The sequence below is a fragment of the Thermostichus sp. MS-CIW-38 genome, from assembly GCF_054058415.1.
Map to the genome: position 1 here is coordinate 62018 of NZ_JBSSAH010000001.1, position 25567 is coordinate 87584.

Genomic DNA, 25567 nt, shown 5'->3' on the forward strand with positions numbered 1-25567 from the left:
GGGACGGAGTCCTTTCGCGTTAGCAGGACAGAATCCTTTCCCCGGTTTACCCAATTTTTGCATTGCACGACGGAGAGCGACCGCATGTTTACTCTGGTTAAGCCCATCACCCGCCACGTTACCCCTGCCGAGGTAGGGGATCGCCGCTTGATGAAGGTGGTGTATGTGGTGTTGGAGCCGCAATATCAGAGTGCCCTGACGGCGGCTGCGCAGCGCATCAATGCCCACAACTCCAAGCTGGCGGTGGAGCTGGCCGGCTACCTGGTGGAGGAGCTGCGGGATCCCGCGGGCTATGAGGCTTTTCGGCGGGATCTGGAAACGGCCAATGTCTTTATTGGATCCTTGATCTTCATCGAGGACATTGCCCAGAAGGTGGTGCAGGCGGTAGAACCCCTGCGGGAACGGCTGGATGCGGTGGTGGTGTTTCCCTCCATGCCGGAGGTGATGCGCCTGAACAAGATGGGAGCCTTTTCTATGGCGCAGCTGGGACAGTCCAAGAGCGCCATTGCCCAGTTCATGCGCAAGCGCCAGCAGGGATCCAACTTCCAGGAGGGGATGCTGAAGCTGCTGCAGACGCTGCCCAAGGTGCTGAAGTATCTGCCCTTCGACAAGGCGCAGGATGCCCGCAACTTCATGCTCAGCTTCCAGTACTGGCTGGGGGGATCCCGCGAGAACCTGGAGAACTTTTTGCTGATGTTGGCGGATCGCTACCTGCCGGGGATGCGGGATCAGGTGCAGTTTGCTGAGCCGGTCACCTACTTGGAGATGGGCATCTGGCACCCCTTGGCGCCGCAGATGTTTGCCAGTCTGGCGGAGTATTTGGATTGGTACAACGCCCGCGAGGATCTGCCGCAGGACGTGAAGGATCCCTTGGCTCCCTGCGTGGGGTTGGTGTTGCAGCGCACCCACCTGGTGACGGGGGATGATGCCCACTACGTGGCCATGGTGCAAGAGCTGGAGTCGCGCGGGGCGCGGGTGGTGCCGGTGTTTGCCGGGGGTCTAGATTTCTCCAAGCCGGTGAACGAGTTTTTCTGGAACGCGCAGAAGACAGCGCCCATTGTGGATGTGGTCGTGTCGCTAACCGGGTTTGCCCTGGTGGGAGGGCCGGCGCGGCAGGATCACCCCAAAGCAGTGGAAGCGCTGCAACGGCTGAATCGCCCCTACATGGTGGCGCTGCCCTTGGTGTTTCAATCGACGGAGGAATGGGCTGCCAGCGACCTGGGCCTACACCCGGTTCAGGTGGCTTTGCAGATTGCCATTCCCGAGCTGGACGGGGCAATCGATCCCATCATCCTCTCAGGGCGGGATGCGGCCACCGGCAAAGCCCATGCCATGCAGGATCGGATTGAGTTGATCGCGGCGCGGGCCATTAAATGGGCCAACCTGCGACGTAAGCCCAAGCTGGAGAAGAAGATCGCCATCACCGTCTTCAGCTTCCCACCGGACAAAGGCAATGTGGGGACAGCAGCCTACTTGGATGTATTTGCCTCTATTCACCGGGTGATGCAGGCCCTGGCCCACAACGGCTATGACCTCGGCCCCGTTCGCGACAGCGGGACGGAGTCCTTGCTGCCCAAAACCCCGCAGGAGCTGATGGAGTCCATCCTGCACGATCCCCAGGCCCAGTACGCCAGCCCGGAGCTGAATGTGGCCGCCAAACTGTCGGTGCGGGAGTACGAGGCGCTGACACCCTACGTGAAAGCCATCGAGCAATACTGGGGGCCAGCGCCGGGGCACCTGAATACCGATGGGCAAAATCTGTTGATCTACGGCAAGCACTTTGGCAATGTGTTCATCGGGGTGCAGCCCACCTTCGGCTATGAAGGGGATCCCATGCGGCTGCTTTTTTCCAGGTCAGCCAGCCCCCACCACGGCTTTGCCGCCTACTACACCTACCTGGAGAAAGTTTGGGGGGCGGATGCGGTGTTGCACTTTGGCACCCATGGATCCCTGGAGTTCATGCCGGGCAAGCAGATCGGCATGTCGGGCGAGTGCTATCCGGATAATCTAATTGGATCCCTGCCCAACCTGTACTACTACGCCGCCAACAACCCCAGTGAGGCCACTATTGCCAAGCGGCGGGGCTACGCCTGTACCATCAGCTACCTGACGCCGCCGGCAGAAAACGCCGGCCTCTACAAGGGGCTGCAAGAGCTGCGGGAGATGATCGGCTCCTACCAAACCCTGCGGGAGGGGGCGCGGGGCATCGCCATCGTCAACGCCATCTGCGACAAGGCGCGGCTGGTGAACCTGGACAAGGATGTGGAGTTGCCCCAGGGGGACGCCGCCCAGTTGAGCTTGGAAGAGCGGGATAGGGTGGTGGGCAAGCTCTACGCCCAGCTGATGGAGATCGAGTCGCGGCTGTTGCCCTGTGGTCTGCACGTCATTGGAGCGCCCCCCACGGCAGAGGAGGCGATTGCCACCCTGGTGAGCATTGCCAGCATTGACCGCCCCGAAGAAGGGATCCTCGGCCTGCCCCGCATTCTCGCCCAAAGCCTGGGCCGGGACATCGACGAGATCTACCGCAACCGGGATCGGGGACACCTGGCGGATACGGAGCTGCTGGATCGCATCAACAAGGCCTGCCAGAAGGCGGTGGCGGCGCTGGTGCAGGAGCAGACCGACGCCCAGGGCCGGGTCGCGCGGGTGGCCAAGCTCAACTTTTTCAACATGGGCCGGCAAGCCCCCTGGTTGGCAGTCCTAAAAGAAGCGGGCTACCCCCAGGTGGATCCGGATCTTTTGAAGCCCTTGTTTGAATTTCTGGAGGAGTGCCTCAAGCAAATTACGGCAGATTATGAGCTGGGATCCCTGCTGCGGGCCTTGGAAGGGGAGTACATTTTGCCGGGGCCAGGAGGGGATCCCATCCGCAACCCCAATGTGTTGCCGACAGGGCGCAACATCCACGCTTTGGATCCCCAGTCTATCCCCACGGCAGCCGCCATCCAGTCGGCGGAGATGGTGGTGGAACGGCTGCTGGCTCGCGAGATGAGCAGTAACGGTGGCCGGTACCCGGAAACCATCTCGGTGGTGCTCTGGGGCACCGACAACATCAAGACCTACGGGGAGTCGCTGGCGCAGGTGCTGTGTTTGCTGGGGGTGCGACCCAAACCCGATGCCCTGGGGCGGGTGAACAAGGTGGAGTTAATCCCCTTGGAGGAACTGGGCCGGCCCCGCATTGATGTGGTGGTGAACTGCTCGGGGGTGTTCCGGGATCTGTTTGTTAACCAGATGGACCTGATCGACCGGGCGGTGAAGCTGGCGGCCGCAGCGGTGGAGCCACCGGAGCTGAACTTTGTGCGCAAGCACGCCTTGCAGCAGGCAGAAGAACTGGGGCTGACGTTGGAGCAGGCGGCAACGCGGGTCTTTTCCAACGCTTCCGGATCCTACTCCGCCAACATCAACCTGGCGGTGGAAAACAGCTCCTGGGAGGACGAGAGGGAGCTGCGGGAGATGTACCTATCCCGCAAGTCCTTTGCCTTCGGCTCGAATCTGCCCAACCAGCAGATGCGACAGCTTTTTGAAGCCAGCTTGAAGACGGTGGATGTGACCTTCCAGAACCTGGACTCCTCGGAGATCAGCTTGACGGATGTCAGCCACTACTTTGACTCGGATCCCACCAAGCTGGTGCAAAGCCTGCGCCCCGACGGCAAGGCCCCCTCGGCCTACATGGCAGATACCACCACGCCCAACGCCCAGATCCGCACCCTGAGCGAAACCATCCGTCTGGACGCCCGCACCAAGCTCCTCAACCCCAAGTGGTATGAGGGGATGCTCAAGCACGGCTACGAAGGGGTACGGGAGATCGCCAAGCGGCTGGTCAACACCTCCGGCTGGTCAGCTACGGCAGGCGCGGTGGACAACTGGATCTACGAAGAAACCAACGAGACCTTCATCAAGGATGAGGCCATGCGGCAGCGCTTGATGAACCTCAATCCCCACTCCTTCCGGCGCATTGTCGGATCCCTGCTAGAGGTGCATGGGCGCGGCTATTGGCAGACTTCCCAGGCCAATATCGAGCGTCTGCAGGAGCTGTATCAGGAGATCGAGGACAGAATCGAAGGGGTGGAGTAATTAATATGGTTGTTTCAGGTTAGCGTGAGACGTCTGGGCTACTGTTCGCGCCAGCGGGACGGAGTCCTTAGACCTTACGTGAAGTCGGCAAAAGCTGCAACCATGGCCGGATCCTTGCCCAGGGCTTCTGAAGCAGCAGTGGATCCTGCCAAGTTCGTTGATTACTCTATGAATCCAGCTAATCCTGGAAATCAAGGCAAGTGGATTGCCTTTGCAGAGCTTGGCTATGATGTCAGTACACCAGAGGGAAGAAGGGTGGGATTTGCTCACATTCTGCAACAGGTTACTGCTGCTCTGCCTTGCGCCTTAGCCGGGGATCCGTTTCCAACACCCTATGGAAGCCGCTATCGAGTCAAGATTGAAATTTTGGGCCTCAATCAGAAAAAAGGCACTTTAGTGACCGTGTGGCAGGTTGATAAGGAAAGTTTAATCCCTCGTTTGGTCACCAATTGGCTAGAGGTACACAATGATGAGTAAAACCACTTCTAGAATCAAGCCATACAGTAGAGTCAAAACTGTGGCAGATGTCAAGGAGTATTTCAGCGAGACCACTATTCCTGCTGGAACTCAGGGATCCATTGTGGAATGTTACTCAGATCCCACTGAAGGCTATGCGGTTGATTTAGCGGTTCCGGATTTGAGCTTGGTAGGAGGTTTTCGATATTTTAATCTCATTCTTTTTCCCGATCAGTTTGAAGTCATAGATCCCGAAACATGAAGTATCCAATGTTGAATGGACGTTCCCTCTACCCCACCAGGTCAAGCCAGCGCAGGTAGCCCTCCACCAGTTGGGATCCGGCTAGAGCGGCTACCCCTCCGCCCATAGCCAAGTAGGGGCCGAAAGGGATGGGCTTTCCCAGGCGGGCCCGCCCCTTGATCATGGCCAGCAAGCTAGCCAGCAGGCCAAACCCGGAACCCAAAAGAAGGGCCACCACCACCCCCTGCCACCCCAACCACATGCCGATCAGGGCCAACAGCTTGCCATCTCCCCCACCCATGGCCTCCCGTCGCAAGGCCCACTGGGCCAAGAGGCCAATGCCCTCCAGCAGCCAGAGGCCCAGCACAGCTCCTGCAATCCCTTCCACCAGTGACAGGCCTGTAGCGGCCAGGGATCCGGATCCCTGGAGCCACGGCAGAGCCAGGCGGGCCAAAAGCCCCACCACCAGGCCTGAACGGGTCAGCTCCTCCGGCAGCAAAAAGGTATCCAGATCGATGAGTGCCAGGGCCAGCAGCCAGCTCAACAAGACGCAGGTGAGGATCCCTTGGGCAGAAAACCCCAAAACCCCGATGCTGAGGGCAAACAGCCCTATCGTCAACGCCTCGACAGCAGGGTAGCGCCAGCTAATCTGCACCCCGCAATGGCGGCAGCGACCGCGCAGCAACAACCAGCCTAGGATGGGAATGTTCTCCGTGGGGCCCAGCGGCGTCTTGCAGCTTGGACAATGGGATCCGGGATGGAGCAGAGAAAGACCCTGCGGCAGGCGATAGACCACCACGTTCAAGAAGCTGCCCACACAGGCCCCCAGCACCAGTACCAGCACCCAGCCCAGTAGGCGCAGCTCCCAGGTGCCGTTCGCATCAGCGTTGCTCAGCCACATCATGCGAGCGTTGCGCAGTAGGGGAGAATCTCGAGCATGGCAGCCATTCCCATCGCGTCGGCAGGACGGAGTCCCTAAAGGCAGAAAAAGGAAGGATCTGCTCTGTCAGCGTAGCTCCTTGTGCCTCACCGCAGCGGCTCCAATTGCTGCAGCGGAATAAAAGTTTCCTGGGGCAGCAGGATGGGGAACTCGGAAAAGATCAGATCCCCTCGCAGGGTACGGCGGTGAATAACTACCCCCCGCGGAGGTTGCTCCAGCACTTCCGGTCGATGCTGCAGATGAAATTGATAAATCTGGCGAGCCGCTTGAAGCAGAGCGCTGTCCATGAGCTGTTTTCCTTGCCAAATTCACAACTACCCTAACGACATTCCCATCGCGTCGGCGGGACGGAGTCTTTAGACCTTTTGGGATCCCCAAAGTTCTGTCTGCCATCCCTCAGACTTTTTTAGAACGGTTAAGGCTTCTGAAAAGCCGAGGATCCCCTGAGCCGAACACCTGCTGCTTCCCAAAAGACAAGTCACCCGCCCCCGCCAGCCTAAACTTAGGATATCGCCGCCGAGGACTTATGGGTCACCTCCGCCCACTCAATTCTCGATGTCTGTCCAGGAATGGAGGCCATAGAGCACTCTGGAGTTGTCGGCAGCCAGCCTAAGACAGTTTGACGTCAGGGCTGGGGGAGATCAAATCTGGGCCGATGCTGTAGGAGGAGCCACGGTAACTGGGTTTGGGATTGAGCTTGTCTTGAAAGCGGGTGATGATCTGGATGGTGCGCTGTACATCCGCCGGAAAGATCACCACCAGGTCTCCGGGTTCGGCTTTCTCCAGAGCGGTTTCGATAGCAGTTGCCTCATCCAAGATTTCCTGCAGACGATCCCCTGCCTTTTCCTGTTCCCAACCCTGCCGGATTAGGGCGGCCACCTCGCCTGGTTCCCGTCCTCGCCGGTCATCATCTTCTTTGACGATGGCCCGGTCGAACATGCGCGCTGCCAGGACTCCCAACTCTCGTAGGTCGCTGTTGCGCCGATCCCCAGGCCCGCCGATAACCCCAATTTTTCGTTGGCAATCCCAGCGCTCCAGGGTACTTTGAATGGCTTCGTAACCTGCTGGGTTGTGGGCATAGTCCACCAACACCTGGTAGCCCCCTACATCAAACAAGTTGAGGCGACCGGGGGTCTGGGCTACAGAACTGGTGAAGGTGCCCAGCGCCATGCGGATGTCGTCGATGGAAACCCCGTGCAGGAAGGCTGCCAAAGTAGCGGCCAGCACATTTTGGATCATGAAGCTGGCCTTGCCAGAGAGGGTGAGGGGAATTTTGGTTACATCTTCTATGCGCAGTTTCCAGCCCCGTTTCAAAATTGAGATGTGGCCCTCTTCATAGACAGCTGCTATGCCCCCGGAAGCAATGTGCTTTTGAATGAGGGGATTTTCCGGGTTCATGCTGAAATAGGCCACTGTCGCCTTGACATTGGCGGCCATGGCGGCCACCAGACCATCATCGGCATTCAAGACAGCGTAGCCCCGCTCGTGTACCGCTTCCACCAAGACGGATTTGACGCGGGCCATGTCTTCTAGGGTTTCGATATCCCCCAACCCCAGGTGATCTGAGGTTACGTTGAGCACCACGCCAATATCGCATTCCGGAAACCCCAGCCCCTCTCGCAAAATGCCGCCTCGCGCCGTTTCCAGCACCGCCACTTCTACAGTGGGATCCCTGAGCACCAGGCGGGCGCTGTGGGGGCCGGTCATGTCTCCCTTGGCAATTTGATGGTTTTGGATGTAAACGCCGTCGGTGGTGGTGAAGCCGACCCGCTTGCCGATGCCTTTGAGGATGTGGGCGATCAGGCGGGTGGTGGTGGTTTTGCCGTTGGTGCCGGTGACGGCCAGGATGGGGATGCGGGTGTGGCTGCCGGGGGGAAAGAGCATGTCGATGATGGGCTCAGCCACATTGCGCGGGATCCCTTCGCTGGGGGCCAGGTGCATGCGCAAACCCGGAGAAGCGTTCACCTCGACAATGCCGCCCCCGGTTTCGTTGACGGGCTGGGCAATGTCCGGGCAGATGAGGTCGATGCCCGCCACATCCAGGCCGATGATCTGAGCTGCCCGTTCGGCAATGAAGGCGTTGTAGGGATGGATGATATCGGTGCAATCGACGGCGATGCCTCCGGTGCTCAGGTTGGCGGTGGATTTGAGGGTGCAATGTTCTCCTTTGGGCAGCACCGTATCCAGGGTGTAGCCTTTGCTTTCGAGGATACGCAGGGTCATGTCATCAACGCTAATTTGGGTCAGCACGTTTTCGTGGCCAAACCCCCGCCGCGGATCCCTGTTGACTTCGTCGATCAGCTCTTGAATGGTGGAGCGGCCATCTCCCACCACATAGGCTGGGATCCGCTTGGCCACAGCCACCAGCTTGTTGTTGATCACCAGCAGTCGGTAGTCATCCCCCACCAGGTGCTTTTCCACCAACACCACATCGGAGTATTGGCTGGCGGCATCGTAGGCGATCTCGGCGGCTTCCAGGCTGGTGATGTTGACGGTGATGCCCTTGCCGTGGTTGGCGTTAAGGGGCTTGATCACCACCGGAAAGCCCCCGACATCCTCGATGGTGGCTGCCAACTCGCTGCGGCGACGCACCGTATAGCCCTTGGGCACCGGGATCCCCATGTCCTGCAGCAGTTCTTTGGTGGCCCGCTTGTCGGCGGCCAGGTCGGCAGCAATGATGCTGGTTTTTTCAGTGGTAGTGGCTTCGATGCGCTTTTGGTAGACGCCGTACCCCAGTTGCACCAGGGATCCCTTGTTGAGGCGCAGATAGGGGATCCCGCGCAGGGCGGCCTCGTCCAGCAAAGCTTGGGTGCTGGGGCCGAAGCGGACGTTCTCTCGGATCTCTCGCAACTCTTGAATGTCCAGTTCTAGGTCGCGGCGGTAGTCTTCTCCATCCACCAAAGCCTGACAGAGGTAGACTGCAGCTTTGGCCGCAAAGCGCCCGGCCTCTGCCTCTTGATACTCGAACACGACGTTGTAGGTGCCGGGGGTGGAGGTTTCGCGGGTGCGGCCAAAATCCACTTTCATGCCGGCCAGAGTCTGCAGTTCCAAGGCCACATGCTCCACCACATGGCCCATGAGGGTGCCCTCTTCCACCCGTTGCAAGAATCCCCCATAGCAGCCGCGGGAGCACTGGTGTTCCCACAGTCCCGGCAACAGGGCCTCCAACCTTTCTTTGAAACCCGGGATGGTGTTGGTGGGTCGCTCCTGCAAGTCTTCCAGATCAAGCCGCATTTGAATCAGCTTATGACGACGGATGCTCCAGTAGTTGGGGCCACTGAGAACGCGGATGGATCGGATGCGCATAGGGTCTAGGGGAAACAGCGGGGAAGGGGACAGATAACTTAGGGTCGTTTTAGGGTCGTTTTCAGGATGCCGGCGCAGGAAACTGCCAAGGACTACATCCCGCTGGCGCGACCAGCCCTAATCTACACTCCCTTTGCCAAGGTCGAGAAAGAGTATCCTTTAATACAATTCTTTCGGCGGGCGAGCAAGGTTAAGACAACGCAATGGATCCCGCTTGACCACATCGGTACAGTGGGGGGCAGACGGGTCTGCGGCACATGGAAAGAACCTATCTGCTGGGGTTGGGCTGGATCTTGGGCCTGCTGGTGCGGGCTTGGCCCCAGGCTGCCGGGTGGGGCTGGGGGATCCTGCTGGGATTGGGGCTGGCGGGATCCCTGCTGTGCCGGCGGCAACCGCGTCTGGCCCGCACTTGGCTGGCGATGGGGCTGGTGGGGTGTCTGGCTTGGGGTTACCTGGGTTGGCGGCAGCCTTTTCCCGGCCCGACGGATATCAGTCTGTTGGCCCCCCAGCAGCAGATGAACTTGGTGGGCACCGTCCTCTCGGAACCTCGTCCCACCCGCAGCGAACGGCGGCAATTTTGGCTGAGAGCAGAGCAGGTGCTCAACGCCGACTCCACGGCCCGCCAGGTCAGCGGCAAGCTCTACGTCACCACCGGCCCTGAGGCCCTCCAGGACAAGGATCTCCACCCCAACCAACGGGTGCGCCTGACGGGATCCCTGTACCTTCCCAGTCCGGCCTTGAACCCGGGCAGCTTTGATTTTCAAGCCTACCTGCAGCGCCAGGGGGCTTTTGCCGGCTTCAGCGCCCGTGAGGTGATCCTGCAGCCGGGGGGAAGAGGTTGGGGGGGCTGGGTGTTGCGGCGGCGGGTGCGAGAGGCGTTCGTTGCTGGATTGGGGGAGCGGCAGGGGAATCTGTTGTCTTCCTTGGTGCTGGGATCCCGGGCCGCCCAATTGGATTTCGACTTGCAGGATGCCTTCCGGGAAATCGGCATGGCCCATGCGCTGGCCGCCTCTGGGTTCCATGTGTCGCTGTTGGTGGGGGTGGTGTTTGTCCTGACGCGCCGGCTGGCGGTGCGCCTGCAGCAGGGGAGCATCCTGGCGGTGCTGGGGCTTTATATCGCCCTGACGGGGTTCAGCCCTTCGGTGTTGCGGGCAGCACTGATGGGGGCAGCAGCCATGGTGGTGCTGACGGAGCCGCGCCTGCAGGGAAAAGTTAGGCTCAATCCGCTGGGCACGTTGCTGGTGGTGGCGGTGGTGTTGCTAATCTATCAGCCCATGTGGATTACGGATTTGGGGTTCCAGCTCAGCTTCGCCGCCACCCTGGGCCTGCTGGTCGGAACAGCCCCAATTGTTTCCCGGCTGGACTTTTTGCCTCCGGCTGTGGCCACCGCCTTGGCCGTTCCGCTGGCAGCCCAGATCTGGACCTTGCCGCTGCAAGTGGCCATCTTTGGCCGCATCCCCACCTACTCGCTGCTGGCCAACCCGCTGCTGCTGATTCTGCTAGTGCCGCTGCTGGTGGCGGGGTTCGGGGTGGCGTTTGGGGCTTTGCTCTGGCCGGGGCTGGGATCCCTGCTGGCCCGGCCCTTGACGTTTTTGATCACGCCTTTAATCAACTGGGTGAACTGGATGGCCAGCTGGCCTCTGAGTTCCTACTACACCGGCCGGGTCTCCCTGCTCCAGTGCTTGCTCCTCTACGGCGCGCTGGTGGCCGTGACCTTTTGGCCACGGTGGCAACGGGCTTTCCGCTGGCAGGGCACTGCCTTGATCCTGGTCGGGATCCTGTTGGGGCCGGGGTTGTGGCCGGGGCCAGCCGTTCAGATCACCGCCCTGGCCAGTGGGCGAATCCCCATCCTGGCCATTCAAGCGGAAGGACGCCACCTCTTGCTCAACAGCGGGGATCCCCGCCTGGCAGAACGCACAGTAGTGCCCTTTTTGCGGCAGCGGGGCCTGCGCCGTCTGGATGGAGCGGTGGCCATGACCTCCGCCGGCTCTGCCAATGGCGGCTGGGAGATCCTGCTGTCGGCTTTCTCCAAAGGAGTACGTCCCGCCAACGCGATTGGGCAATTCTGGGATGGGGGAGGGGCTAATGCGGCTTCCGAAAGTTACCTGCGCTCCCTCAGTGCTGTGCAAGCTGCCGGGATCCCCTATCAGGTGCTGCAGCCAGGCGATCGGATGCCTTTCTCGGAGCGGCTGCGGCTGCAAGCTGTCTACACCAATCCCCTGGTGTTGACACTGGAGGCTGAGGGATCCCATTGGCTGCTGCTGGGCTCTGCCGGCACCCATGTGCAAGCCGAGCTAACCGGATCCCCACTGATGCCGGCCCAGATCGACTGGCTGTGGTGGGACGGAGGATCCCTGATTCTGGATCTGTTGGAGCGCTTTCAGGTGCAGGCGGGCATCAGCTCTGGCCCTGTCAGCGAAGCAGTGACTGCCTGGTTTCGGCAAAAACAACGGCCCCTCTACGTAGCCGATCGAGCTGGAGCGGTGAGCTGGTCGCGACGGGGAGTGCAAACCCTGAGGGCGCAATTGGAGTAGGGCCGGTTTCCAGACCAGGCAGCTTTCTCAGCAGCCTCCCAGTTATCCTGTTTTTGCAACTACGAGCCTCAATCGTTCTCAAGCGTTAATTATTGATTCATGACTGCCTTATGAGCATAGCTGCCAATTAGGCTAAGAATAGCCTCAAGAGGTTTTGCAGCGGGTGATCCATGTCCAAGGCAGAGATGGCGCTGAGCTTTCTGGCCCAGATTCCTCCCGGCTATCTCAACCTGATGGGGTATGTGGACGAGTCGGAAGTGAATGGGCCGGGCTGCCGTGCGGTGGTGTGGGTGCAGGGCTGCTTGCGGGAGTGCCCAGGCTGTTTCAACCCGGCTTCCTGGCCGTTTGTCATCCATCAACTGGTGAGCGTGACCGACCTAGCAGCCCAAATCCTAAGCAACCCCAAAAATCAAGGGGTAACCTTCTCCGGCGGGGAACCCTTCTGGCAGGCTCCTGCCCTGGCCAGCTTGGCGCGGCTTCTCAAGGCCAAAGGGCTGACAGTGATGTCTTTTACCGGCTTTACCCTAGAACAGTTGCACTCCCCCCAAGCTCCTCCCGGCGCCCAGGAGCTGCTGCAAGAGCTGGATATTTTAGTGGACGGCCCCTATCTCCAATCTCAGGCCATTCACTCCCCCCACTCGCTGGTCTCTTCCCGCAACCAGCGGGTGCACGTCTTCAACCCCGCCTTGCAAAACCAGCTTAATTGGGCCAGTGACCAGGTGGAAATTCATATCCTCAAAGATGGAACCCGCATCGTTACCGGCTACGGCAGCCAGTTTCTCCTCGACGAGGCAGGCTCTTGAACTGCAGTGATCCTTTATCCTACACCTGCAGCGGTTCCCTGAGACAAGCGGGCAGTTGCCAGCACATCTCCAGCCAGTTTTTTAGCTCTTCCGGTTGGCCCATGAGGCTCATTTCCACCAGCAAAATGGCGGCCCGGTCGGCGGCGCCTTTGGATCCGAGACGAATTAGGGCAGACAGGCTCTCTTCCCGCCAGCAGATGGATACCCCCTGCCGGATCAAGGCCTGGGCGGCAGCGGGAATGCACGAGGGTGGCACCTGGATGTCTCGCCGCTCGTAGTCGACAGTAGGTAGCATGAACGGCAACCCAAATCTTTATTATGTTTTAATCTTCTTCCCTTTTCGCTTGTCTGTCACGGGTCTTTGCAAAGTATGAAGTAATCTTTTGTAAACTTTGTAGAGTTCTCGACATCGTTGAGAACAGTGGGCGAGCAAGCGCGGGATCTCTCGCGGGATCCCTGGAGAAAACTTAAAAGATAGCGGCGATTTCTCAGCCTCATTTCCCCACAGCCGCGAGAATGGCTGCATGCGCAGGAGATGGGGAGATGCGAGCAGAAGGTTGGGAAAGGCGAGTTGGTCGCTGGTTGCCCAAGGCCACCCTTGCCGGAGCCGTATTGATCCTAGTGGCGATGGGCAGGCCGCTGCGACTGGTGGGCAACGGAGAAAATATGGTGGTGTTCACCTGGGGAGGGGGGGTGAGCCCGATGGCTTTGCAGCCTGGTCTCCATTGGGTGCCGCCTTTTGTCTCGCGCACGGTTACCTTCGATGTAAAAACGCAGGCCCTCACCTGGAAGGACAACGACCCGACTGCCTACGCGCCGCGGCTGGTGGCCCTTTCTCAGGATGGGCAGCAGATTGCGGCTGAGGCGACGCTGCAGTTTCGCATTGTGGACGCCCCCAAAGTCTACACACAACTGGGGGAGAACTACCTGGATCGCATCGCTCCCATTGTTCGGTCGGTCATCCTGAACGAGACCAGCGGCTTTTCCGCCCAGGCTCTGTATTCCACGGAGCGCCCGCTGCTCCAGGGCCAAATCCGCGAACGGGTGGCTCTTCTGCTGAAGGAATACGGCATCGAGGTTTTGGATTTTCTGCTGCGGGATGTGGATTTCGATCCTGATTTTGTAGCGGCAATTGAGGCAAAGACCATTGCCGAAAATCAACTGGCGCAAAAGCAATTTGAGATCGAGCAGGCCCGCCAAGATGCCCGCGCCATCATTTCTCAAGCTGAGGCGGAAGCCGGTCAATTGAGAGCCAAAGCACAGGCCCTCACCCAAAATCCGCAGTACCTAGAGGTGGTCAAAGCCGCGGTACTGGGATCCCGTCTGGAAACTTTGATCACCAAATAACTCAACAGGAAATCAATCCTTTTAGCCTGTCCCCAATTTCCTCAGCTCTTCTCACCGACCCTAAAACGGGAGCAGCCGCCATGTATCCAACAGGAGAAGCACCCCACAGCAGAGCCGGTTGGCTGACCGCGGGAGGGATCGCCGTCTTGGCGGCCCTGGGAGTGCTCCGCGCTTGCCTGTACGTCACTTTGCCCGGACATGCCACTGTAGTTTTCAATACCTTTTCCGGGTTGCAGAAGGGGCGGGTGGAACTGCCAGGGGCCATCTTCCGGATCCCGGGGATCGAGACGCCGATCACCTACACCGTGCTCACCCGCGTTTGGGAGTTTACCAACAACCCCGCCTCGGCCAATGCCATCAGCAACGCCATCACGGTGAACACCGCCGATGGACAAGCCTTTGTCATCGATGTGGCCATTGCCCTCAAGCCCAACCTCGCCACTTTGGATGAGCTGCACGCCAGCATCGGCGAGAACTATCTTTCCACGGTGGTGGTGCCAGTGGTGCGCTCCAAAATTCGGGATATCTCCGCCTCTTTCGATTCGGAAGACTTCTACCGGAAAAGCCAGCGGGCCGCCATCGAACAACGAGCGCTGGACTTGATTCGCCAAGAGATGCCTACTGTCAACCGCGATGGCCAAACCCTGCCTCTGGTGCAGGTGGAGAGCCTGTTTCTGGGCAACCCCGATTTCCCACAAGCCTTAAGAGACTCGATTGAACGCAAACAGGTGGCCTCGATTACAGCACAGACGGCGGCAGTACGGGCGCAGATCCAGGAAAAAGAGACGGAGCGACTGTTAATCCTGGCGGCGGCCAACCAGCGGGCCATTGAGCTGAAAGGACAAGCGGCAGCGCAGAACGCGCAACTGGCGGATCTGCTGTTCTACGAGAAGCTGCAAGAGCGCATCCAAAACCCGACGGACTCGCTGCCCCCTTTGCGCATCATCCGTGTCGAGGGCGATGCCACCGTGTTTCTCAATGTGGATCCCCATCAGGCAGCCTTACAAAGAGCGCAGTAGGTTCAGCAAAGTTGCGGATTACAGACTTAAAAGTCTGAGTATAAAGTGTGTCCAGATGTGAAGGCGAAGGGATGTCATTCGAGTTCGTTGACATCCTACCGCCAAGTGTTTGGACTGGGATCCCCTGTGGGGTTGCGCCGAATCCGGCTGAGGGGGAAAGCTCGTACTCGATGCAAGACTAGATTTTGGCCGCCATGAACTCCCGCCTGACTCACACCCCCTTTCCCCGTCTAAACCCGAAGCTGGCGGAGGCGGATCATGTTTTGGTGGTGGACGATCAGGCCAGCAGCCGCCTCTACATCGGTGAGCTGTTGCGGTCGGCCCACTTCCGCGTGAGCGAGGCCACCAACGGCGAAGAGGCTTTGGAGGCTGTGGAGCGGCTTCGGCCAGACTTGGTGCTGTTGGATGTGCTGATGCCGAACATGAGCGGGTTCGATGTCTGCCGGCAACTGAAGGCCAATGAGCTGACCCGCCTGATCCCCGTTGTGCTGATCACTGCCCTGACCGACCGCTCCAATCGCCTGATGGGGATGCAGGTGGGGGCCGACGACATTTTGACCAAGCCCTTCGATCACGTGGAGCTGCTGGCGCGGGTACGCTCATCCATCCACCAAAAGCGTTTGAACGAAGATCTGGATCACGCCGCCAAGGTGTTGTTTGCCATTGCCCGCGCCGTGGAAAGTCGGGATCCCACCACGGGTGACCATTGCGAACGCTTGGTGGCCATGGGGGAACAGTTTGGTCGTTACTTGGGGCTGTCTCGTCAACAGATCAAGGCCCTGCGCTGGGGCGGCTACCTGCACGACATCGGCAAAGTCGGGATCCCGGATGCGATTTTGTGCAAGCAGGGCAAGCATACCCCGGAAGAATGGGAGATCATGAAATCCCATGTGTTGATTGGCGAAGACATCTGTCGGGGCTTGCGCACCATGCAGGATGTGCTGCCGATCATCCGCCACCACCACGAGCGTTGGGATGGCAGCGGCTACCCGGATGGGCTGGCAGGCGAAGAGATCCCTCTGTTGGCCCGCGTCTTTCAGGTGATCGACATCTTCGACGCTCTGATCTCCCCTCGCCCCTACAAACCGGCCCTGACCGCCGAACAGGCCCTGGAAGTGCTGCGGGAGGAAACCCGCAAGGGCTGGCGGGATCCGAACTTGGTGCGCGAGTTTTGTGACTTTATGTTTGTTACGGCCTTTAATCTGCTGGAGGCGGGATAGGGGCTGGGGTTCCGGGCCAGGCTGGACAGGCAGCTTTTGGGGTTTGGGCGACGACAACTACTCCGGCCACCGGGATCCCGGCAGCGGCCAATACCTGCTGGGCGGCTTGCACAGTAGAGCCGGTGGTGTAGATGTCATCCACCAGCAACACCGGTGTGGCCGGAACTTGTTTCAGGGCAAAGGCCCCGGCCAAGTTGTGCTGTCGTTGCAGCGGGTTGAGCTCATGTTGAGCCGCTGTGGCCCGCACCCGCACCAGAGCCTCAGGCCAATGTCTCAGACCTGTCCGCTGGCAAAAGGCTTGGCTGATCAAGGCGGCTTGGTTGTAGCCCCGTTGCCGCAGGCGCTCCGCATGAAGCGGGATGGGCACCACCGTATAGTCCAAGCCATAGGCCCTACGGGAGCCTGAAGACGGCTGTCGGCTTTCCACCCAGCGGGATCCCAGCCATTCTCCCAAAACCGAGCCAATGCGCCGTTGTCCTTCGTACTTCAGGCAATAGATGGCCCTGCGCAGCGCCCCCCGGTGGATCCCCCAGGCGTAAAGTGGCCAAGGCGAGGTGGTGACTGGCCAAGTGGCAAGGCGCTCCGCCTGCAACCGCTTTTGACAGTCTTGACAGAACACGGCCTTGGCAGGGCGCCGGCAAAGCGGACATGGAGGCACAATCCACCAATCTAACCAGCCCATCGTCTGCTAGGGATCCTTTCTGGTGTGCAGAGTCTCCTAAAAAGCTGAGGCAAGGGGGGAACGAGGCCGAAATTCAGACTCGGCCAGGCTAACAGCCCAGCAGTCCATCCCCAAGTTGACGCTGGGATCCCGCCTTGCTAGGATTCAATATCGCCGGATAATTCAACCGGATAATTTAAAATTTAAGCCGTGACCTTCTCTGCCAGCCCATGCCCACCATTCAGCAACTGATCCGTGAGGAGCGCAGCGTTGCCGCTCGCAAAACCAAGTCCCCTGCCCTGAAGGCTTGTCCACAGCGGCGGGGGGTTTGCACCCGAGTGTACACGACAACGCCCAAAAAGCCCAACTCGGCCCTGAGAAAAGTGGCTCGCGTTCGCCTCACTTCCGGCTTTGAGGTCACTGCCTACATTCCTGGCATCGGCCACAACCTGCAGGAGCACTCTGTGGTCATGATTCGCGGTGGGCGGGTTAAGGATTTGCCCGGCGTGCGTTACCACATTATCCGGGGCACCCTCGACGCTGCAGGGGTCAAAGACCGCAAACAAGGCCGCTCCAAATACGGGGCGAAACGGCCCAAGCCGGGCCAAGCTCCAGCCGCCGCTGGCAAGAAAAAATAGCTTTGCCCTCACCCTCAACCCTCCATATCCCACTCGTCATCTTTCTTTCTGCCATCCTCATCTGAACAAGCAACCCAGCTCCTATGTCTCGCCGCAACCGTGCCCCTCGTCGTGATGTGCCCCCGGATCCCAAGTATGGGAGCCGTCTGGTTACCATGCTGATCCGCAAGTTGATGATGAGGGGTAAGGCATCCCTGGCTGCCAGGATCCTCTATGAAGCTCTGGACATTGTGCGGGAGCGCACCGGCCAAGACCCACTGCCCTTGCTGGAAAATGCTGTTCGCAACGCCACCCCACTGGTGGAGGTGAAAGCCCGCCGGGTGGGCGGAGCCACTTATCAGGTGCCTGTGGAGGTGAGAGGAGAACGGGGCACTTCCCTAGCGCTGCGCTGGTTGGTGACCTTTTCGCGCACTCGTCCAGGTCGCACCATGGCCGCCAAGTTGGCCAATGAGCTGATCGATGCAGCCAACGAAACCGGCAGCGCCATTCGACGGCGGGAAGAGGTGCATCGCATGGCCGAGGCCAACAAGGCCTTTGCCCACTACCGCTACTGAACTAGCCTGGCGGAGCAGTGGAGACTTTTGGGATCCCTGTTCTGCCCAGCCCGAGTTCCAGCGAGGTGGAGAAAAATCGGCAAAAAAGATTAGAATTGTAAAGGATTTTTTAGTTTGCCCAAGTCGCAGGGCGACGAGGATTGGGAGGTTGACGTGGCACGCACAGTTCCCCTAGAACGAGTCCGAAACATCGGCATCGCGGCTCACATCGATGCTGGCAAGACCACGACCACAGAGCGGATTCTCTTCTACTCCGGTCTGGTGCACAAAATTGGCGAAGTTCACGACGGAACTGCGGTCACCGATTGGATGGCCCAGGAGCGGGAGCGGGGCATCACCATCACCGCTGCGGCCATCACCACCCGTTGGACTAAGCGGGATCCCGCAAATCCTTCCCAGCCCCTCTCCGGCGCACCGGAGTACACCATCAACATCATCGATACTCCTGGGCACGTCGATTTCACCATTGAAGTTGAGCGCTCCATGCGGGTGCTGGATGGGGTGATCGCCGTCTTTGACTCGGTGGGCGGCGTGCAGCCTCAGTCTGAGACCGTCTGGCGGCAAGCCAATCGTTACAATGTGCCCCGCATTGCCTTCGTCAACAAAATGGATCGCATGGGGGCCAATTTCCTCAAGGTTTACAACCAGATCCGGGAGCGCCTCAAGGCCAATGCTGTGCCCATCCAACTGCCCATCGGTGCCGAAGACGGGTTTTGCGGCATTGTTGACTTGGTGCGGATGCAAGCCCGCATTTATATGGATGAGATCGGCAAAGACATTCGTCCGGCCCCCATCCCTGAGGAGATGAAAGATCTCGTGGCAGAGTATCGGGCCAAGCTGGTGGAAGCAGTGGCCGAGACGGACGAAGCTCTGATGGAAAAGTACTTCGCCGAAGAAGATCTGAGCGAAGCCGACTTGATGGCGGGTCTGCGCAAAGGCACGATCAGCGGCCAAATTGTGCCCATGCTGTGTGGCTCTGCCTTCAAGAACAAGGGAGTCCAGATGCTGCTGGATGCAGTGGTGGATTACCTGCCCTCGCCTGTGGATATTCCGGCCATCAAGGGGGTGCTGCCAGATGGCTCAGAAGTGTCCCGCCGTGCCAGCGACGATGAGCCCTTCTCCGCCCTGGCCTTCAAGTTGATGAGTGATAAGTACGGGGATCTCACCTTTATTCGCGTCTACTCGGGGGTGTTGACCAAAGGTACTTATGTGCTCAACTCCACCAAGAACAAGAAGGAGCGAATTTCGCGGTTGGTGGTGCTGAAGGCCGATGAACGCTTGGACGTGGATGAGCTGCGGGCAGGAGATCTGGGAGCTGTGGTGGGCCTCAAGGACACCACTACTGGGGACACCCTCTGCGACGAAAATGCGCCGGTGATCCTGGAGTCACTGTTCATCCCAGAGCCGGTGATCTCAGTGGCTGTAGAACCCAAAACCAAAGCCGATATCGATAAGCTCTCCAAGGCCCTGCAGGCCCTGGCCAAGGAGGATCCCACCTTCCGCGTGTCTGTGGATCCCGAGACCAATCAAACCATCATCTCTGGGATGGGCGAGCTGCACCTGGAGATCTTGGTGGATCGGATGCTGCGGGAGTTCAACGTAGAAGCCAATGTTGGTAACCCACAGGTGGCCTACCGCGAAACCATTCGCAAGCCGGTCAGCCGCGTGGAAGGCAAGTTTGTTCGCCAGAGCGGTGGCCGTGGCCAGTACGGCCATGTGGTGATCGACCTAGAGCCGGCGGAGCCGGGTACAGGGTTTGAGTTCGTTTCCAAAATTGTGGGTGGCGTTGTGCCCAAGGAATACATTGGGCCGGCTGAGCAAGGGATCCGAGAAGCCTGCGAATCCGGTGTGCTGGCGGGCTATCCCCTGATTGACATCCGCGCCACCCTGGTGGATGGCTCCTACCACGAGGTGGACTCCAGCGAAATGGCCTTCAAGATCGCCGGTTCGATGGCTCTGAAGGAGGCCGCTCGCAGGGCAAGCCCTACCCTGCTGGAGCCGATGATGAAGGTCGAGGTGGAAGTCCCTGAAGCCTTTGTGGGGGATGTCATCGGGGACATCAACGCCCGCCGCGGCCAGATGGAGGGGATGAATACAGAAGGCGGCATTACCAAAGTCAATGCCAAAGTTCCCTTGGCGGAGATGTTTGGCTATGCCACCGACATTCGCTCCAAGACCCAGGGTCGAGGCACCTTCACGATGGAGTTCAGCCACTACGAGGAAGTTCCTCGCAGTATCGCCGAAGCCATCATTGCCAAAAACAAAGGAAATGAGTAGCTGACTGAAACCAAAAAGGAAGTGACGATTCATGGCACGCGCTAAGTTTGAACGCACCAAACCCCATGTCAACGTTGGCACCATCGGCCATGTTGACCACGGCAAGACCACCCTGACGGCTGCCATCACCACCACCTTGGCCGCTTTGGGCCAGGCCACAGCCAAGCGGTACGATGAAATCGACGCAGCGCCAGAGGAAAAAGCTCGCGGCATTACCATCAACACCGCCCACGTCGAGTATCAGACTGCCAACCGTCACTACGCCCACGTGGATTGTCCCGGCCACGCCGACTACGTGAAGAACATGATCACAGGCGCGGCTCAGATGGATGGGGCCATCTTGGTGGTGTCTGCAGCTGATGGTCCCATGCCCCAAACACGGGAGCACATCCTGTTGGCCCGTCAGGTAGGGGTGCCCAGCTTGGTGGTCTTTCTGAACAAGGCAGACATGGTGGACGATCCAGAGCTGCTGGAGTTGGTGGAGCTGGAAGTGCGGGAGCTTCTCTCCAAATACGACTTCCCCGGCGACGACGTTCCCATCATCAGAGGATCGGCGCTGAAAGCCCTAGAAAGAATGACCGCCAACCCCAAAACCCAGCGGGGCGAAGATCCTTGGGTGGACAAAATTTATGAGCTGATGGATGCGGTGGACTCCTACATTCCCACGCCTGATCGGGATGTGGACAAGCCCTTCCTGATGGCTGTGGAGGATGTCTTCTCGATTACTGGTCGGGGCACGGTGGCCACGGGCCGGATCGAGCGGGGTCGCATCAAGGTGGGCGAAACGGTGGAACTGGTGGGCCTGCGAGAAACTCGCTCTACCACTGTTACCGGCCTGGAGATGTTCCAGAAAACCCTCGACGAAGGGATTGCCGGCGACAACGTTGGTGTGCTGTTGCGGGGCATTCAGAAGAACGAAGTGGAGCGCGGCATGGTGCTGGCCAAGCCCAAGACCATTACTCCTCACACCAGCTTCGAGTCTGAGGTGTATGTCCTCAAGAAAGAAGAAGGAGGTCGCCACACGCCGTTCTTCGCTGGCTATCGTCCCCAATTCTACGTGCGCACCACCGATGTAACCGGCACCATCTCTTCCTTTACGGCTGATGACGGATCCCAGCCAGAGATGGTGATGCCTGGTGACCGCGTCAGGATGACGGTGGAGCTGATCCAGCCCATCGCCATTGAGCAGGGGATGCGCTTTGCTATCCGCGAGGGTGGCCGTACCGTCGGAGCGGGTGTTGTCTCCAAGATCCTGAAGTAAGCTGCTTTTTCTCGGCAGGGATTGAGTGCTGGCGGCCCCAGACCAACTCAGTTGCGATAGTGGCGCGGAGCACTTTCCCTGCCAGCTTTTTTGAGTCCCCCTTTTTCTGGATTGCTCTCCGGCCATGCCTACCTTAACTCAACAGAAAATTCGTATCCGCCTGAAGGCTTACGATCATCGGCTGCTGGATACTTCCTGCGACAAAATCGTGGATACGGCTCGTCGTACCGACGCCGTGCCGGTTGGCCCGATTCCTTTGCCTACTCGGCGCCGCATCTACTGTGTGCTGCGCTCCCCCCACACCGACAAGGACTCGCGGGAACATTTTGAAACCCGCACCCACCGGCGCATTATCGACATCTATTCCCCCTCTTCCAAAACCATCGATGCTCTCATGAAGCTGGATCTGCCGGCAGGGGTAGATATCGAGGTGAAGCTGTGATGGATCTGCAGGGATCCCCCGCTTTCGCAGTCATTTCGTAGAGCTTGGATGAGGGCAGCAGCGGGTGACAACATCGGTTGATCCGGTCGATCGCGATAGTGGTGCAGACCCCTCTCAGGGGTTGGCAACTCCAGGAGCGGCCCAATCCCCCATCCCGGTTTTGGTGGTGGGGGCCCTGGGCAAAATGGGGCGGGAGGTGGTGCGGGCCGTTGCCCAGACGCCCGACATGAGGTTGGTGGGGGCGGTGGCCCGCTCTCAACTGGGCTCGGATATTGGCGAGGTGCTGGGCCTGGGATCCCTGGGGGTGGAGATTACCGATGACTTGTCGGGGCAGTTGCTGAGGTTGTCGCAGCGGAGCAACCGCGGCGTGATGGTGGATTTTACCCATCCTCGGTCGGCCTTTGAACATGTTCGCTCGGCCATTGCCTTTGGCGTGCGTCCGGTGGTGGGGACGACGGGCCTGACGCCGGAGCAGGTAGAGCGGCTGCGGGATCTGGCGGACAAGTCGGGTGTGGGCTGTTTAATCGCGCCCAATTTTGCCATCGGCATGATTTTGCTGCAGCAGATGGCGCTGCAGGCGGCCCAGTATTTTGACCATGTCGAGATCATCGAGCTGCACCACAACCGCAAAGCGGATGCCCCCAGCGGCACGGCTCTGCAGACGGCCCAACGGCTGGGACAATTGGGCAAAACCTTTAACCCGCCCGTTCGCGACAGCGGGACGGAGTCCTCAGTGGAAGAAAAAGAGCTGATCCCCGGTGCGCGGGGAGGGCTCTCTGGCCCCAACATTCCCATTCACAGCGTTCGTCTGCCGGGGTTGATTGCCCACCAGGAGGTCATTTTTGGTGGGATGGGGCAAACCCTCACCTTGAGACACGACACCACCGATCGGATAGCTTTTATGCCGGGGGTGATCCTGGGGATCCGCAAGGTGCTGCAGCTCAAAGGTTTGGTCTACGGGCTGGAGCAAGTGTTGAGCTAGCCGGTCAGGGGAGGGATCCCGGCCTCATCCAGAATGCGGGGGATGAGGTGCTCGGCTTTGACGGCCATCAGATGCACCCCATGGCAGATCTGGCGGGCCTGACGCACCTGTTCGGCGGCAATGCGGATCCCTTCTTCGAGGGGGTGGGCGGCGTTGGCCAGCCGCTGGATAATCCCGTCTGGGATCTTCACTCCTGGCAGGTTGCGGTTGATAAACTCGGCATTTTTGGCCGACTTGAGCAAAAAGATGCCAGCCAGGATGGGCTTGCCGGCGGGACGGCCCAACTTATCCATGAAGCGCTCCAGCTGCTCGAAGTCGGTAACCATCTGGCTTTGGAAAAATTGGGCCCCGTTTTCCAGCTTGCGGTGGAAGCGCCGCTCCAGGCCGGAAAAGCTGCCCGATTGGGGTTCTACTGCTGCCCCCGGCAACAGATGCGTGCCCCCATCCGGGAGAGGTTTGCCATTGCAATCGAGGCCGTTGTTCAGCCGTTGGATAAGCTGCAGCAAGCGCACCGACTCCAGATCGAATACGGGGCGGGCATCGGGGCAATCGCCGATGTGGATGGGATCCCCGGTGAGGGCCAACACATTGCGCAGGCCGAGAGCTGAGGCCCCCAACAGATCCCCCTGGAGGGCCAGGCGGTTGCGATCCCGACAGGCCAACTGCAGGATCGGTTCAACACCCGCCTGATGCAACAGCACCGAGGCCGCCAACGGGCTCATGCGGGCCATGGCTCGGTTGGAGTCCGTGATGTTGATGGCATGCACCCGCCCCTTGAGCTGCTGGGCCAAAGACAGCAGGGTGCTGGTGTCGGATCCCTTGGGGGGGGTGATCTCAGCGGTGAGCAGAAATTCCCCCCGCTGGATGGCCTGGGCGAAGCGGGACAGGGGAGGTGATGAGGGGATCAGGGCCACAATTCCTGAAGGAAAGGTAAAACGGCTGGCTTATTATCGACTTTTCCGGGAGGTTTTTCCAGACAGGTCGTCCTTTCTCAAGGCTTGGGCGAGGGAAGGGGGCTGGGCGGGGGCTGCACCCGCATTTCCCCCAGCCATATCTGGGGATCCCCCTGTTGCAGATGCTGCCGCCAATCCTGTGCTGCTGCAGGAGGGATCCCGTCCCCGCTCAAGGCCCAGCTCCAGCCGATCACCTGAGGCCAGCGTTGGGCCTCTAGGGCTGCCAGCAGCGGTTGAGAGGCTTCCGAGCCCAGGGCTGGCCCGCGGATCACCACAGGCACTTCCGGGTTGAGGGCCTCAAGGCGGCGGTACAGCGGTTCAAAAGCGGCGGGATCCCCCGTTACCTGTAGGCTCAGCCAGTCCATCTCAGGGAACCGAGCCCAGGTGGACACGGCCTTGGCATCTTCTCCGTCCAGCTCCACCACCCAGAGCAAATTGGCCGGGGACTCCGTCCCGCTAACGCGAACAGAGCGCAGGGTTTGCATCAGGTGTTGGTAAGCCCGTTGTTGCAGCGAGGACTCCGTCCCACCAAAGGGCTCCCCACCGCTACCGCGAGCGCGTTCGGGATCCCCGTCGCCAACGACGACGGCCAGGATGATGGGGGTGGCAAAGCGCTGGATCCCGCGGGCCCAAGAGCGCAAGGTCTCATCGTGATCCCCATTGGCCAAGGCAGAAAGTTGGGCTGGATCTAGCCGCAGGCGCAGGTAGGGGACTGAGCCGCTTTCCCGCAGGCGACTGGCCAACTGCTGTGGAAAGTCCTGGCGGGGATCCCAGAGGTGATCCACGGCTGCCCAGGCGGGGGGTTGACCGATGGCCTGGCGATAGGCGAGGAGTTGATCCCAAGTGGGAATGCCCGGCCAAGCGACCCCGTGATACAGCCGACCCGGAGGTGGCGGCAGCGGCCTACCCCGCAGAAAGGGGGCGGAATCGGGTGGGATTGGCGAGGTGAGAACAACCTCCAGCCGCAGCGGCGGCAAGACCTCACCGGCAGGGGGATGCGGCAGGGAGAAAGGGAGGATCCAACTGCGCTCCTGGAACTGGCCTCGGATGATCTGCTGAGGGTGAAAGTCCTGGGGAGGTGGCAGCGGTTCCAGCGGGTCTTCCCCCCAGAAAGCCCGTTGGATTACCAAGCGCACCCCTGCGCCGGGGTGGATCAGAGGCGTGGTGGTATCCAGGTGAAAGCTACCCCTGAGGCGGGTGGACGTCTCGTTGGGCTCAACCCGGAAGGAGAAGGTGAGCTGGTCAGATCGGTAGGTGCCTGGAGCGGGGGAAGCAGTGGGGGGTGGGGATCCCGGCTGCCATCGGAGGCTCTCGCAGTCGGTGCAGGGGAGAATGGCCTGCGGATGGAGCGAAACGGGAGCCTCGCGGGCAGATTGCAATTGCTGGGGGCTGATGACAAAGCTGGCCCAAAGATGCTTCAGACGGGGATCCCGACCGGGCGAGATATCGGAGAAGGTTCGGCCCTCAGGAGTGGCCGTCCGCGTGCCGACAGCAGTGCCATCCAGAGGGACTGTAGAAACCGGGTCGCCAGCACATCCCCCCAAAAAACCAACCGACAAAATCAGCAGCAGCGCCCAGCCGTAAGTGCTCCGCACCGCTACCGCGACCCAGGGGTCGAGTTTGCAGTTGGATGGCTGGATCATGATCTCACCTCAATACACCACTCCTGCCCGGCTACCGAAGGGAGTCGATGCCGCTCTCGTCTTGTGGACGGTGCGGTTCCCGACGGGGCACCAACGCAAACGGCCAGCAAGATCCCTTTCCCTCCGGTTGCTAGAGGGATCCTCACCCAGAGGCACACCCTTTGAGATTGATCCCGATCACACCCGTTGCTGAACGGGAAAGGTCTCCGTCCTGCCCAG

At 59.9% G+C, this 25567-nt stretch carries 20 protein-coding genes; 13 read left to right on the top strand and 7 right to left on the bottom strand.

The features are described from left to right. Positions 1 to 84: 84 nt before the first annotated feature. Together ACVWXZ_RS00315 and ACVWXZ_RS00320 are read left to right on the top strand one after the other, a co-directional pair. On the top strand, positions 85 to 4071 hold the full coding sequence (locus tag ACVWXZ_RS00315) for a magnesium chelatase subunit H (RefSeq protein ID WP_457402127.1): 3987 nt from the start codon (positions 85 to 87) through the stop codon (positions 4069 to 4071). 78 nt (positions 4072 to 4149) lie between these two features. Beyond that, positions 4150 to 4548, top strand: coding sequence for a DUF6883 domain-containing protein (locus ACVWXZ_RS00320; protein ID WP_414388491.1), 399 nt, complete (start codon positions 4150 to 4152; stop codon positions 4546 to 4548). A 269-nt stretch (positions 4549 to 4817) separates the two neighbouring features. On the opposite strand, the gene ACVWXZ_RS00325 is transcribed toward ACVWXZ_RS00320, so the two are convergent. The 3 genes from ACVWXZ_RS00325 to cphA all read right to left on the bottom strand — a co-directional run bounded on the left by ACVWXZ_RS00325 (position 4818) and on the right by cphA (position 9014). Beyond that, positions 4818 to 5672 (bottom strand): prepilin peptidase, encoded by an 855-nt coding sequence (locus ACVWXZ_RS00325; RefSeq protein ID WP_457402129.1) that lies wholly within the window; start codon positions 5670 to 5672, stop codon positions 4818 to 4820. A 122-nt stretch (positions 5673 to 5794) separates the two neighbouring features. Beyond that, entirely contained in the window at positions 5795 to 5995 is a 201-nt protein-coding gene (locus ACVWXZ_RS00330; RefSeq protein WP_414330572.1) for a hypothetical protein, read from the bottom strand. Between the two features lie 322 nt (positions 5996 to 6317). Continuing rightward, the gene (gene cphA / locus ACVWXZ_RS00335) at positions 6318 to 9014 is read right to left on the bottom strand and encodes a cyanophycin synthetase (protein ID WP_011432546.1); all 2697 of its coding nucleotides are present in this window, start codon (positions 9012 to 9014) and stop codon (positions 6318 to 6320) included. Positions 9015 to 9271: 257 nt separating this feature from the next. Here cphA and ACVWXZ_RS00340 point away from each other — a divergent pair, with 257 nt between their 5' ends. Together ACVWXZ_RS00340 and ACVWXZ_RS00345 are read left to right on the top strand one after the other, a co-directional pair. Beyond that, complete coding sequence (locus ACVWXZ_RS00340; protein WP_457402133.1) at positions 9272 to 11548, top strand: ComEC/Rec2 family competence protein; 2277 nt, start codon at positions 9272 to 9274, stop codon at positions 11546 to 11548. Positions 11549 to 11718: 170 nt separating this feature from the next. Next, on the top strand, positions 11719 to 12351 hold the full coding sequence (locus ACVWXZ_RS00345) for a 4Fe-4S single cluster domain-containing protein (RefSeq protein WP_414330282.1): 633 nt from the start codon (positions 11719 to 11721) through the stop codon (positions 12349 to 12351). Positions 12352 to 12370: 19 nt separating this feature from the next. On the opposite strand, the gene ACVWXZ_RS00350 is transcribed toward ACVWXZ_RS00345, so the two are convergent. Beyond that, a complete protein-coding gene (locus ACVWXZ_RS00350; protein ID WP_414330279.1) occupies positions 12371 to 12646 on the bottom strand; it encodes a hypothetical protein in 276 nt (91 codons plus the stop codon). Positions 12647 to 12894: 248 nt separating this feature from the next. Here ACVWXZ_RS00350 and ACVWXZ_RS00355 point away from each other — a divergent pair, with 248 nt between their 5' ends. The 3 genes from ACVWXZ_RS00355 to ACVWXZ_RS00365 all read left to right on the top strand — a co-directional run bounded on the left by ACVWXZ_RS00355 (position 12895) and on the right by ACVWXZ_RS00365 (position 15937). Beyond that, a complete protein-coding gene (locus ACVWXZ_RS00355; protein WP_414413669.1) occupies positions 12895 to 13698 on the top strand; it encodes a prohibitin family protein in 804 nt (267 codons plus the stop codon). Positions 13699 to 13778: 80 nt separating this feature from the next. Further along, complete coding sequence (locus ACVWXZ_RS00360) at positions 13779 to 14717, top strand: prohibitin family protein (RefSeq protein WP_457402135.1); 939 nt, start codon at positions 13779 to 13781, stop codon at positions 14715 to 14717. A gap of 194 nt (positions 14718 to 14911) precedes the next feature. Further along, on the top strand, positions 14912 to 15937 hold the full coding sequence (locus ACVWXZ_RS00365; RefSeq protein ID WP_457402137.1) for an HD-GYP domain-containing protein: 1026 nt from the start codon (positions 14912 to 14914) through the stop codon (positions 15935 to 15937). Here ACVWXZ_RS00365 and ACVWXZ_RS00370 read toward each other — a convergent pair. After that, entirely contained in the window at positions 15915 to 16619 is a 705-nt protein-coding gene (locus ACVWXZ_RS00370; RefSeq protein WP_457402139.1) for a ComF family protein, read from the bottom strand. The genes ACVWXZ_RS00365 and ACVWXZ_RS00370 overlap by 23 nt on opposite strands. A gap of 209 nt (positions 16620 to 16828) precedes the next feature. Between ACVWXZ_RS00370 and rpsL the strand changes: the two genes are divergently transcribed. The 6 genes from rpsL to dapB all read left to right on the top strand — a co-directional run bounded on the left by rpsL (position 16829) and on the right by dapB (position 22752). Beyond that, positions 16829 to 17236 carry a 30S ribosomal protein S12 gene (gene rpsL, locus ACVWXZ_RS00375; protein ID WP_011432553.1) on the top strand — a complete coding sequence of 136 codons (408 nt, stop codon included), beginning with the start codon at positions 16829 to 16831 and terminating at the stop codon, positions 17234 to 17236. A gap of 83 nt (positions 17237 to 17319) precedes the next feature. Beyond that, the gene (rpsG, locus tag ACVWXZ_RS00380) at positions 17320 to 17790 is read left to right on the top strand and encodes a 30S ribosomal protein S7 (RefSeq protein ID WP_011432554.1); all 471 of its coding nucleotides are present in this window, start codon (positions 17320 to 17322) and stop codon (positions 17788 to 17790) included. A 153-nt stretch (positions 17791 to 17943) separates the two neighbouring features. Then, entirely contained in the window at positions 17944 to 20067 is a 2124-nt protein-coding gene (gene fusA / locus ACVWXZ_RS00385; protein WP_011432555.1) for an elongation factor G, read from the top strand. A gap of 31 nt (positions 20068 to 20098) precedes the next feature. Beyond that, positions 20099 to 21328 carry an elongation factor Tu gene (gene tuf, locus ACVWXZ_RS00390; RefSeq protein ID WP_457439253.1) on the top strand — a complete coding sequence of 410 codons (1230 nt, stop codon included), beginning with the start codon at positions 20099 to 20101 and terminating at the stop codon, positions 21326 to 21328. A 124-nt stretch (positions 21329 to 21452) separates the two neighbouring features. Next, positions 21453 to 21770: a 30S ribosomal protein S10 gene (rpsJ, locus tag ACVWXZ_RS00395; RefSeq protein ID WP_414328725.1), complete on the top strand. Its 318-nt coding sequence runs from the start codon at positions 21453 to 21455 to the stop codon at positions 21768 to 21770. A gap of 121 nt (positions 21771 to 21891) precedes the next feature. After that, positions 21892 to 22752: a 4-hydroxy-tetrahydrodipicolinate reductase gene (gene dapB / locus ACVWXZ_RS00400; RefSeq protein ID WP_457439290.1), complete on the top strand. Its 861-nt coding sequence runs from the start codon at positions 21892 to 21894 to the stop codon at positions 22750 to 22752. On the opposite strand, the gene ACVWXZ_RS00405 is transcribed toward dapB, so the two are convergent. Together ACVWXZ_RS00405 and ACVWXZ_RS00410 are read right to left on the bottom strand one after the other, a co-directional pair. Further along, positions 22749 to 23666 (bottom strand): methylenetetrahydrofolate reductase, encoded by a 918-nt coding sequence (locus tag ACVWXZ_RS00405; RefSeq protein WP_414388201.1) that lies wholly within the window; start codon positions 23664 to 23666, stop codon positions 22749 to 22751. The genes dapB and ACVWXZ_RS00405 overlap by 4 nt on opposite strands. A 77-nt stretch (positions 23667 to 23743) precedes the next feature. Further along, positions 23744 to 25348 (bottom strand): hypothetical protein, encoded by a 1605-nt coding sequence (locus ACVWXZ_RS00410; RefSeq protein WP_457481994.1) that lies wholly within the window; start codon positions 25346 to 25348, stop codon positions 23744 to 23746. Positions 25349 to 25567: the final 219 nt, after the last annotated feature.